This window comes from Streptomyces niveiscabiei (assembly GCF_001419795.1).
Taxonomy (GTDB): Bacteria; Actinomycetota; Actinomycetes; order Streptomycetales; family Streptomycetaceae; genus Streptomyces; species Streptomyces niveiscabiei.
The window spans coordinates 1-9,527 of sequence record NZ_LIRL01000270.1; the positions used below are offsets into that span (position 1 = coordinate 1).

At 71.8% G+C, this 9,527-nt stretch carries 9 protein-coding genes; 2 read left to right on the forward strand and 7 right to left on the reverse strand.

The window, feature by feature from the left end; genetic code table 11:
• Positions 1 to 3 precede the first annotated feature (3 nt).
• A complete protein-coding gene (locus AOK24_RS14480; RefSeq protein WP_063799447.1) occupies positions 4 to 1,590 on the forward strand; it encodes an N-acetylmuramoyl-L-alanine amidase in 1,587 nt (528 codons plus the stop codon).
• 17 nt (positions 1,591 to 1,607) lie between these two features.
• Here the strand turns inward: AOK24_RS14480 and AOK24_RS14485 are convergent, their stop codons facing one another.
• From AOK24_RS14485 to AOK24_RS14510, 6 genes are all read right to left on the reverse strand, one after another.
• Complete coding sequence (locus AOK24_RS14485) at positions 1,608 to 2,105, reverse strand: hypothetical protein (protein ID WP_055720480.1); 498 nt, start codon at positions 2,103 to 2,105, stop codon at positions 1,608 to 1,610.
• Positions 2,106 to 2,222: 117 nt separating this feature from the next.
• Positions 2,223 to 2,465, reverse strand: a complete 243-nt coding sequence (locus tag AOK24_RS14490) for a DUF397 domain-containing protein (RefSeq protein ID WP_055720481.1) — start codon at positions 2,463 to 2,465, stop codon at positions 2,223 to 2,225.
• A gap of 95 nt (positions 2,466 to 2,560) precedes the next feature.
• Positions 2,561 to 3,727, reverse strand: a complete 1,167-nt coding sequence (locus tag AOK24_RS14495) for a thiolase domain-containing protein (RefSeq protein WP_055720482.1) — start codon at positions 3,725 to 3,727, stop codon at positions 2,561 to 2,563.
• Positions 3,724 to 4,806, reverse strand: a complete 1,083-nt coding sequence (locus AOK24_RS14500; protein WP_055720483.1) for a thiolase domain-containing protein — start codon at positions 4,804 to 4,806, stop codon at positions 3,724 to 3,726. Before AOK24_RS14500 ends, AOK24_RS14495 begins: the two co-directional genes overlap by 4 nt.
• A complete protein-coding gene (locus AOK24_RS14505) occupies positions 4,803 to 5,735 on the reverse strand; it encodes a Zn-ribbon domain-containing OB-fold protein (RefSeq protein ID WP_055720484.1) in 933 nt (310 codons plus the stop codon). Before AOK24_RS14505 ends, AOK24_RS14500 begins: the two co-directional genes overlap by 4 nt.
• 16 nt (positions 5,736 to 5,751) lie before the next feature.
• Positions 5,752 to 6,552, reverse strand: coding sequence for a crotonase/enoyl-CoA hydratase family protein (locus tag AOK24_RS14510; protein ID WP_055720485.1), 801 nt, complete (start codon positions 6,550 to 6,552; stop codon positions 5,752 to 5,754).
• A 170-nt stretch (positions 6,553 to 6,722) separates the two neighbouring features.
• On the opposite strand from AOK24_RS14510, the gene AOK24_RS14515 reads away from it, so the two are divergent.
• A complete protein-coding gene (locus tag AOK24_RS14515) occupies positions 6,723 to 8,318 on the forward strand; it encodes an acyl-CoA synthetase (protein ID WP_055720486.1) in 1,596 nt (531 codons plus the stop codon).
• Between the two features lie 145 nt (positions 8,319 to 8,463).
• Here the strand turns inward: AOK24_RS14515 and AOK24_RS14520 are convergent, their stop codons facing one another.
• Complete coding sequence (locus tag AOK24_RS14520) at positions 8,464 to 9,294, reverse strand: alpha/beta fold hydrolase (RefSeq protein ID WP_055720487.1); 831 nt, start codon at positions 9,292 to 9,294, stop codon at positions 8,464 to 8,466.
• Between the last annotated feature and the right edge of the window lie 233 nt (positions 9,295 to 9,527).

The window sequence follows — 9,527 nt, forward strand, 5'->3', positions numbered from 1 at the left end:
CGCATCGCCCTCGGCCCCCGCCCCACGACCCGCACGACGCTGCTCCTGCACCACGCCGCCGCCCTCACCGGCCTCGCCCCCGAGGCCCTGCGCACCGACCCCGCCGCGAACATCGAGGGCGGCGCGGCCCTCCTCGCCGCCGCCCAGCGCGCCCTGGGCGAGCCCCTCAGCACGGACCCCGCCGCGTGGTACGCCGCCGTGGCCCGCTTCTCCGGCGCCGACGACACGGCGACGGCCGCCGCGTACGCCGACGACGTGTACGAGGTGCTGCGCACCGGCGAGGAGCGCACGACGGACGCCGGTCAGCTCGTCGCCCTCGCCGCACAGCCGCATCTCGCGCCGGACGAGGGGCAGTTGGCGCACGCCGGGCTGCGGCAGCCGGTGACGGCCGGGACCGAGTGCCCGAGGGACGTGTCCTGCGAGTGGATCCCGGCGCCGTACGAGGAGTTCGGCGACAAGGACTACGGCAACCACGACCTCGCGGACCGCCCGGCGTCCCAGTCGGTGCGCTACATCGTCGTCCACGACACCGAGGGCGCCTGGGAGGGCGTCCTGAACATGGTCAAGGACCCGGCGTACGTGTCCTGGCACTACACCCTGCGCTCCACCGACGGCCACATCGCGCAGCACGTGAAGACGAAGGACGTCGCCTGGCACGCCGGGAACTGGTACGTCAACGCGGCGTCCGTCGGCATCGAGCACGAGGGGTTCCTCGCGCGGCCCGACGCCTGGTACACGGAGGCCATGTACCGCGCCTCGGCGCGCCTGGTCCGCTACCTCGCGCACCGGTACGGCGTACCGCTGGACCGCCAGCACATCCTGGGCCACGACAACGTGCCCGGTCCGACGACCGCGAACGTCCCCGGGATGCACACCGACCCTGGCCCGTACTGGGACTGGCGCCACTACTTCGAGCTGCTGAAGGCGCCGATCAGGGCGACGGCGCAGGGGCACGGCGGGCTGGTGACGATCCGCCCCTCGTACGACGCGAACCGGCCTCCGTACACGGACTGCGCGGCGAAGGGGCAGCCCTGCGCGGACCACGGGTCGAGCGAGGTGCGGCTGTACACCGGCCCGGGTGAGACGTATCCGCTGGTCAAGGACATCGGCCGGGGTACGGAGCCGACGACCGGCGTCAACGACATCTCCTCGCGGGTCTCCACCGGGCAGCAGTACGCGGTCGCCGGGCGCAAGGGCGACTGGACGGCGATCTGGTACCTGGGGCAGAAGGCGTGGTTCAAGAACCCGCGCAAGCATGCGACGGCCGTGCACGCGGCGGGCCTGGTCGCCCGGGCGAAGGCGGGCCGTACGTCGGTGCCGGTGTACGGGCGCGCCTACCCGGAGGCGTCCGCGTACCCGAAGGGCGTCCCGGTCCAGGCCGTCTCGCCGCTGTCGTACACGCTGCCCGCCCGGCAGGCGTACGTGGTCGGCGGCGAGGTGCCCGGCGAGTACTACTACGCGGTCACCTTCGCCACCGGCTCGCACCGGGTCGTCGTCGGCAAGGACAGGTACTACGAGATCCAGTACGGCCACCGCGTCGCGTACGTGCGCGCCGCCGATGTGGACGTCGTGCCGTCGCAGCGGGGCTGAGGCTCTTCCCCGGGGGGTCAGCCCTGCTGGAACAGTTCCGCCGGGAGCGGCTTCAGGAGGGCGTACAGGTCGTCCGTGATGGGGCGGTCCCAGGCGGCGATGGTCACCAGGACGTTGTCGCTGCGGTCGAACTGGACGCAGGAGATCCGGCTCTCGGAGAGCTTGAGGCGCCGGACGATGAGGAGGTTGTCGCCCTGCATCACCGGCATGTCCTCGGTGCCGGTGACGGTGACCTCCTCGTCGTTCTCCAGCGCGAGCAGGAGCTGGGCGACCTCGAAGGGGATCTCGTCGTCGGCGGTGTCCCTGGCCGGGGAGCCCTCGGGGAGGTTGCCGATGATCATCGCGGGGCCGCGTCCGCCGAAGAGGTCGTAGCGCAGGAAGACGCCCTGGCAGGTGCCGTCGGGGGCGGGGAGGAGGCCGGCACCGAGGTTGCCGGGCCAGTCGCCCGGGTCCATGGCGAGGACGTCGAAATCGGGGCCGGCGGGGGTTGCGCTTCGGCGGCGGAGGAACGACATACGGCCATCGTACGGGGTGGCGGGGCCATGTGGCCGAGCGCGGGTCGGATGGCGGTGGAGCACGGGTACGGGCCCCCGCGCGCGGTGTCCGCGCGGCGGGGGCCCGTACGCGCCGTGTCAGGTCAGGTCGAACTCGCCCTCCCGCGCGCCCGAGACGAACGCGCCCCACTCCGCGGGGGTGAAGACGATGGACGGGCTCTCGGGCCGGCCGCTGTTGCGCATCGCGATGAAGCCCTCGACGAAGGCTATCTGGACATCCCCCAGACCCCGGCTGCCCGGCTGCCACTGTGCCTCGCTGAGGTCCAGGTCCGGCTTCTCCCAGCCCGCCAACGGCTGCTGCTGGATGGTGCTTTCGGCCACGTCCGTGCTCCTCCCGGTTCCGTCGTCCGCGGGTCAGCCTAGCGATCGGCCCCGGGCCCCGACAGAGCACGTCGGCCGTACCTTCCCCCCGGCTTTCAGGAGGCGGGCGCCTCGGCTCCGACGAGCCACATGGAGAAGAACTGGGAGCCGCCGCCGTACGCGTGCCCCAGCACCCGGCGGGCGCCGTCCACCTGGTGGTCACCGGCCTGCCCGCGCACCTGGAGGGCCGCCTCCGCGAAACGGATCATGCCGGAGGCGCCGATGGGGTTGGTGGACAGGACGCCGCCGGACATGTCGACGGGGAGGTCGCCGTCGAGCTCGGTCACCCCGGACTCGGTGAGCTTCCAGCCCTCGCCCTCGTCGGCGAAGCCGAGGTTCTCCAGCCACATCGGCTCGTACCAGGAGAACGGCACGTACATCTCGACGGCGTCGATCTCCCGGCGCGGGTCACTGATCCCGGCCTGCCGGTACACGTCGGCGGCGCAGTCCTGTCCTGCCTTCGGCGACACCGCGTCCTTCCCCGCGAACAGCGTCGGTTCGCTGCGCATGGCGCCGCCGAGCATCCAGGCGGGCGGCCGGGGCGAACGGGCGGCGCCCGCGCGGTCGGTGAGGACCATCGCGCAGGCCCCGTCGGAGGAGGGGCAGGTCTCGGAGTAGCGGATCGGGTCCCACAGCATCGGCGAGGACTGGACCTTGTCGAGGGTGATGTCGTGCTCGTGGAGGTGGGCGTACGGGTTCTTGAGCGCGTTGCGGCGGTCCTTGTACGCGACGAGCGAGCCGATGGTGTCGGGGGCGCCGCTGCGCCGGATGTACGCGCGCACGTGCGGCGCGAAGAAGCCGCCCGCGCCCGCGAGCAGCGGCTGCTGGAAGGGGATCGGCAGGGACAGGCCCCACATCGCGTTGGACTCGGACTGCTTCTCGAACGCCAGGGTGAGGACGGTCGTGTGGACGCGCGAGGCGACAAGGCTGGCTGCCACCAGGGCGGTTGAGCCGCCGACGCTCCCGGCCGTGTGCACCCGCATCATCGGCTTCCCGACGGCGCCGAGCGCGTCCGCGAGGTACAGCTCGGGCATCATCACGCCCTCGAAGAAGTCGGGCGCCTTGCCGATGACGACGGCGTCGACGTCGGCCCACGTCAACTCGGCGTCTTCCAGCGCCCGTTGGGCCGCCTCTCGGACCAGCCCGGCGATGGAGACGTCCCGTCGGGCCGCGACGTGCTTGGTCTGGCCGATCCCGACGACGGCCACGGGTTCCTTGCTCATCGCGGATCCCCTTCCAGGACGGCGACCAGGTTCTGCTGGAGGCAGGGCCCGGAGGTGGCGTGGGCGAGCGCCCGGTCGGCCTCGCTGCGGTGCACGCGGGTCGCGGCCTCCCCGATGCGGATCAGCCCGGCGGCCATCACGGGGTTGGAGGCGAGCGCCCCGCCGGAGAGGTTGACGCGCACGCTGTCGTCGAGCTTGAGCGCCTTGCGCAGGACGACTTCCTGGGAGCTGAAGGGGGCGTGCAACTCGGCGGTGTCGACGGTGGGGGCACCTCCCATGCCCTTAAGGCTATGGGGGAGTTCGAAGGCTCCGGCCTTCTCGGCGGCGAGCCTGGTCGACGGGGAGTCGGTGAGGTCGCGCACCCCGAGGGAGTGGGCCTCGATGCGGTGGTCGATGCCCCTGATCCACGCGGGCCGGTCGCACAAGTCGCGTGCCCTGTCCCCGGCGGCGAGGATCACGGCGGCGGCCCCGTCGCCGACCGGCGGGCAGTCGCCGTGCCGCAGCGGGGCGACCACGTACTCGCCCTGCGGGTGCGAACCCCGTTGCTGGGCATGGGGGTTGAGGGTGGCGGCGCGCCTGCTGCGGGCGGCGATCTCGGCGAGTTCGCGTTCGTCGGTGTCGCCCGCGTCGATGAGGGCCCGCGCCTGGAGGGCGGCGAGCGCGACGGAGTCGGGCCACAGGGGGGCGACGTAGTACGGGTCGAGCTGACGGGTGAGGACGTCCCGGAGGTGGCCGGGGGAGGACTTGCCGTACGCGTAGACGAGGGCCGTGTCGGCGTCCCCCGTACGGAGTTTGACCCATGCCTCGTACAGCGCCCAGGCGCCGTCCATCTCGACGTGCGACTCCGAGATCGGCGGCCAGGCGCCGACGCCGTCGAGGGCGAGGGTGAAGGAGAAGGCGCGGCCCGCGAGGTAGTCGGAGGAGCCGGAGCAGGTGAAGCCGATGTCGGCGGTCTTGAGGCCGGTGCGGTGCAGGACGTCGTGCAGGACCGGCATCAGCATCTCGACCTCGGACGACTCCTCGGTGGAGCGCCGGATGTCGCTCTGCGCGAAGGCGACGACCGCGATGTCCCGGGTCACAGCAGCTCCTTGTAGGTGTCGTAGTCGGCGTCGGGTTCGCCGGTGGGCCGGTAGTGGTCGGGGTAGCGGGCGCCTTCCGTCCAGACGGGTTCGACGCGCAGGCCCATGCGGACCTGGTCGTAGGGGATGCCCGCGATCCGGCCGTGCAGGGCGAGGTCGGCGCCGTCGAGGGCGATGTGGCCGTAGACGTACGGGACTTCGATGTCGAGGTTCTTCGCCTTGATGTTGACGACGCAGAAGGTGGTGACCGTGCCGGCGGGGCCGACCTCGACCTGTTCGGCGGTCGCGACGCCGCAGGTGGGGCAGGCGCCGCGCGGGGGGACGTACACCTTGCGGCAGCGGGGGCAGCGTTCGCCGACCGTGCGCTGTTCGGAGAGGGCGGTGATGTAGGCGGTCTGGGCGCGGCCGGGTGAGTAGGTGTAGTCGAGGCGGGCGGGGGCGACGATGCCGGTGACCGGGTTGTCGGACTCGCCCGCGTGGACGGCGACCACCGATTCCTCGCGGTCGTCCGGTTCGAAGCAGGCAATGTCGGTGATGGCGCCCTCGCGTTCGGCGGCCCAGCGGATGCGGACGCGCATGCCGGTGCGGACGGCGTCGGGGCCGGGGGCGTCGAGGGCGTGCAGGAGGGTGGTGTCGGCCTGGTCCAGCTTGACCAGGACCCAGGCGAAGGGCGTGTCCAGCGGCTGGCCCCGGCGCGGCGCGGGGTTCCAGGCCCAGGTGGCGACGGTGCCGGTGAGGCCGACGGGGACGAGGTCGCGGAGTTCCTCGGCGGTGACGGGGTCGTACTCGACGGGCGGGACGAGGGTGCGGCCGTCCCGGGTCCGTACGCCGAGGACGTAGCCCTCGCGCAGCCCGGTGAGGAAGGCGCTCTGGACGGGGCCGAGGGAGCGGGTGAAGGGGAACTCGACGACGAGCGGTGCCTTGAGCACGGTGGTGGTCCTTCGGTCAGGCCCGCTTGTAGACGGGGGCGCGTTTCTCGGCGAAGGCGCGGGTGCCTTCCTTGGCGTCGGCGGTCGCGAACACCGGCCAGCCGCGCTTGAGTTCGGCGGCGAGCCCCTCGGCCTCGGTGAGTTCGGCGGTCTCGTACACGGACGCCTTGACGGCCTCGACGGCGAGCGGGCCGCAGGCGTTGACCTGTTCGGCGATCTCCAGCGCCTTGTCCAGGGCGGTGCCGTCGGGGACGACGTGCCCGATCAGGCCGATCGCGGCGGCCTCGCGGGCGGTGTAGGGGCGGCCGGTGAGGAGCATCTCCAAGGCGTGGGTGCGGGGAATCTGCCGTTGCAGGCGGACAGTCGATCCGCCGATCGGGAAGAGGCCGCGTTTCACCTCGTACAGGCCGAAGGTCGCGGATTCGCCCGCGACGCGGATGTCGGTGCCCTGGAGCATTTCCGTGCCGCCCGCGACGCAGTGGCCCTCGACCGCCGCGATGACCGGTTTGCGGGGGCGGTGGTGGCGGAGCATCGCCTTCCAGTGCAGGTCGGGGTCGGCGTCGAGGCGGCTGCGGTAGTGCTGGCCGTCGATGCCGTTGCCCGCGAGGGCCTTGAGGTCCATGCCGGCGCAGAAGGTGCCGCCGGCGCCGGTGAAGACGATCGAGCGGATGCTGTCGTCCGCGTCCGCCTCGATCCAGCCGTCGTACAGGCCGACGAGCATGGGCAGCGAGAGGGCGTTCTTCGCTTCGGGCCGGTCGAGTGTGAGGACGAGGGTGGCGCCCTCGCGCCGGACTGTGAGGTGTTCGGTACCGCTCATGGGCGCTCTCCCCTCCAGAGCCTTCGGTGTCACAGGTTGCAGGAGGCCGGTGGGCACTTCAAGGGGCGACCGGCGACTTTCTGACAGACAGTCAGATTTCTCTGCCGTGAGGCTTCCCAGTTGCCGCCGCCTTTGCTCTGATGACCGGCGAGCCGAGGTGGGGAGGAACGGTGGAGTACAACCTTGCCGACCTGTTCGAGTCGGTCGTGGACGTCGTGCCCGACCGCGAGGCACTCGTGTACGTCGACCATCCGGGGACCGGCGCGGAACTGCGGCTCAGCTACGCCGAGTTGGATGCCGCGGCCAACCGGATCGGGCATCACCTGCTGGCGCGGGGGCTGCGGACCGGCGAGCATGTCGGGCTGCACCTGTACAACGGGGTCGAGTACCTCCAGGCGGCGCTGGGGTGCCTCAAGGCGCGGCTGGTGCCGGTGAACGTCAACTACCGGTACGTCGAGGACGAGTTGGCGTATCTGTACCGGGACGCCGACCTCGCCGGGCTGGTCTTCGACGGGGAGTTCGAGGACCGGGTGCGGGCGGTGCTGCCCCGGACGCCGGGGGTGCGGGAGCTGCTCCGGGTGCGGGAAGGGGAGTTGGGGGACTCCTTCGCGGAGGCCGAGGGGTCCGGGGAGCGGGGTTTCCCCGCGCGGTCCGCCGACGACGTGTTCATCATCTACACCGGCGGCACGACCGGGATGCCCAAGGGCGTGATGTGGCGTCAGGAGGACCTGTTCTTCTCCGGGATGGGCGGGGGCGCGCCGACCGGGGAGCCGGTGAAGAAGCCCCAGGAACTGGCCGAGCGGGTCGCCGCCGGGGCGCCCGGCATCACCTTCTTCCCCACTCCCCCGCTCATGCACGGCACCTCGACGCTCACCGCGTTCATCGGCTTCAACTTCGGCCAACGCGTCGTCCTGCACCGCAAGTTCGTGCCGGAGGAGGTGCTGCGGACGGTCGCGAAGGAGAAGGTCAACGCGATCTCCCTGGTGGGCGACGCGATGCTGCTCCCCCTGATCGACGCCCTCTCCGGGCCCCTCAGTGGCACCGACTGCTCGTCCCTGTTCAGCGTCTCCTCCTCCGGCGCGGTCCTCTCGGACACGGTCCGCCGCCGGTTCCGCGAACTCCTGCCGAACACCATACTGCTGAACAACTTCGGTTCCTCCGAGTCCGGCTTCAACGGCACCGCCACGGACGACTCCGGACCCGAGAAGGGCTTCCGCGTCCAGGTCAACTCCCGTACGCGGGTGGTCGATCCGGCGACGTACGCGCCGGTCGCCCCCGGCGAGGTGGGCCGCGTCGCCCAGCGCGGGCACGTCCCCCTCGGCTACTACAACGACCCCGCGAAGACCGCCGAGACGTTCTTCGAACGCGACGGCGAACGCTGGGTGCTGCTCGGCGACATGGCGACCGTCGACGAGGACGGCGTGGTCGTGGTCCTCGGACGCGGGTCCCAGTGCATCAACACGGGCGGCGAGAAGGTGTACCCCGAGGAGGTCGAACAGGCCCTCAAGGCCCACCCCGACGTGTACGACGCGCTGGTGGCCGGGGTGCCCGACGCGACGTGGGGCAACCATGTCGCAGCGGTCGTCCAACTCCGCCCGGGCTCCGCCGAGTTGACCCTCGACGCCCTCCAGACCCACTGCCGCGCCAGCCTCGCCGGGTACAAGGTCCCCCGGCAGCTGGTCATCGCCGACACGATCCGGCGGTCACCCAGCGGCAAGGCGGATTACCGGTGGGCGCGGGAGGTCGCGGTGGAGGCGGACCGTTAGTCCATCCGCTGGTCCGCCCGCTGCCGGGTCGCGTGCACCAAGTGCCCGGCGTCGACGGTCACATGGCGGGCGTCGGGAAGCGGGCCCTCAGGCGCGGTGGGCGAGGGGGATGCCGTTGGTCTCGACGGTGTGCATGGCGGGGCGGTCACTCTGCCGACCGCAGAAACGTGTTGACGCGGCGGACGAACCAGTCGGGGTCGTCGAGCCAGGGGTAGTGTCCGGCGCCGGGCTGGACGGCGACCTCCGCGTGCGGGAGGAGGGCTGCGGTCTGCTCGGCGCGTGCGGGGTCGAGTTCACCGGCGAGGACGAGAACGGGTGCGCCGAGGCCGGCGAGCGCCTTCACCGTGGCCGGCGGGTCGTAGGCGCCGTCGGAGTGGAACAGCTCGCATGCCTCGTCGTTGATCCCGGCGTCCATGGTCGCCAGGTGGGCGCGGGCCGCGTCGTCCCAGCGTCCGTAGAAGAAGCCGCCGAACTCCCGCAGGGCTGTGTCGGCGCCGCCCAGCCATGCCTCGTACGCCGGATACGCCTCGGCGTACCAGCTCTCTTGCGCGCGCAGCCGTGCGGCGGACCTGCGGTCCTCGTCCGTGACCGCGAGTCCGAGCGCGCGCGGTGTCGAGGTGATCAGCGCGAGCCGCCGGACCCGGTGGGGGTGGCGCGCCGCGTACAGCACCGCGAGGCTGCCCGCCGCCGAGTGCGCCAGCAGGTCCATCCGGTCCAGGCCCAGCTGGTCCCGCAGCGCCTCCACGTCGGCCACCTGCCGGTCACAGCGGTACGTCGCCGGGTCCAGCGGCCTCGCGGAGTCGCCCGTACCCCTCGGATCCAGCAGGAACAGGGTCCGGTGGGCGGTCAGCCCGCCCAGCTCGCCGAGGTACTCCGAGGCGGTCATGGGGCCACCCGGGAGGACTACGAGGGGCTCGCCCTCGCCCCGTACGTGGTACGCGAGTTGCGTTCCGTCGAATGAGCTGAAAGTCGGCATGCGGCTGATCATCTCCCCTTGTCCTCGCCCTGGTCATCTGTGTTACTGAGGGTTTTCAGGGTGGCCCCCGGACGGGTGACGGCGGGACCGTAGGCAACGGACAGGGCTCCCGTGCCGTTGAGAGAGGTGTCTAGGTCTCAACTCTCCAGCTCAGGAGCCCTGTTGGTCCCGTATCCTGCCGCACTCGATCTGCCGCACGCACTCGTGGAGTGGGTGACGATGCTGATCGTCAC

What these genes read in the sequence shown, in the direction of transcription:
- AOK24_RS14485 (WP_055720480.1), bottom strand. Translation starts at nt 2,105, where the DNA reads ATGTCGTTCCTCCGCCGCCGAAGCGCAACCCCCGCCGGCCCCGATTTC.
- AOK24_RS14495 (WP_055720482.1), bottom strand. Translation starts at nt 3,727, where the DNA reads ATGAGCAAGGAACCCGTGGCCGTCGTCGGGATCGGCCAGACCAAGCAC.
- AOK24_RS14510 (WP_055720485.1), bottom strand. Translation starts at nt 6,552, where the DNA reads ATGAGCGGTACCGAACACCTCACAGTCCGGCGCGAGGGCGCCACCCTC.
- AOK24_RS14520 (WP_055720487.1), bottom strand. Translation starts at nt 9,294, where the DNA reads ATGCCGACTTTCAGCTCATTCGACGGAACGCAACTCGCGTACCACGTA.